At 59.3% G+C, this 940-nt stretch carries 1 protein-coding gene and 1 pseudogene; one reads left to right on the top strand and one right to left on the bottom strand.

Translation table 11 applies throughout. The features are described 5' to 3' along the window. The coding region (locus tag AC0L3A_RS40725) for a transposase (protein WP_473256579.1) at positions 1–237 on the top strand (237 nt) is incomplete at its 5' end. A gap of 61 nt (positions 238–298) precedes the next feature. Here AC0L3A_RS40725 and AC0L3A_RS40720 read toward each other — a convergent pair. Further along, a pseudogene (locus AC0L3A_RS40720) lies at positions 299–548 on the bottom strand (transposase); the annotation flags it as partial. Between the last annotated feature and the right edge of the window lie 392 nt (positions 549–940).

Here is a 940-nt window from a genome sequence, read left to right as displayed (position 1 = left end):
CGCGAGCTCCGGCGCCGCTCCGCCATCGAGCCCATCATCGGACATCTGAAGGCCGAAGGTCACCTTGGCCGCTGCTATCTCAAAGGCCGCGCCGGCGACGCCGTTAACGTCGTGCTCTCAGCAGTCGGACACAACTTCCGCCGTATCCTCGCCTGGCTCAGAGAACTCTTGTGCCTCTTCCTGATCCAGCTATCGCATACGCTTGCCTGTCCGCTCCCGCTCAATTCGGCTTCTTAACGGACGACTAATTGCGGTTTGTTGTCAAGCTTACATTTCTGAACTCGCCCACGGACGGTGGTAGTGCTCGCGCCGTCGGAGCTAGTCCGGTTCGGAGAAGGCGGTCGCCGCATCGTGATATCTTGCCATTGATATCAGTTGCGTCGAGGCTAAGACCCAGATGGGCGCCGACGCTTGATGCCGATCGGAAGCGCGATGGGTCGTCGATCGTATGGCGGTAAGGCCAAGGCGGAAACCACGCCGACCAGGAACCGTCATCAGTCGGCGCGTCGTCTATCCGACTTCGCCAACTGGCGGACTTCGTCGTCGAACGTGCGCCAGCCAGACGAGCGAAAGTGGGTGGTGCCGTTCCATGGCGTTCATTGAATGTTCGGCGCGGACCAATTCCCTTTGAGATAGATCAAGGCCAGGCACGAAACGAAAACAGGCCACTCTCAGCTTCAAGCCAAGCACTGAGGTCGGAAACAGGCCAGTACCCAAGCTCGCCAGAGAACATGACCTGCGGAAGTGCGATTTGGGCATATCACAACATGGATTAGAAAGGGGCCACAGACGTACGTCGTTATTCCTAGAAAAGGTCCAGAGGGATCTACAGGGGCTCGGCTGCGGTCGGCAGCGCCTCCCGGGCGCGCCCATGCTGATCTTTCCCGCCATACGCCGCTGAACCACTTTGATGGCACCGCCCCTATCACCACCGAGAACT

It is taken from the genome of Bradyrhizobium sp. MI1.3, assembly GCF_055811695.1.
The sequence above is the reverse complement of the archived record's forward strand: the minus strand, read 5'-3'. Positions and strand labels throughout refer to the sequence as shown.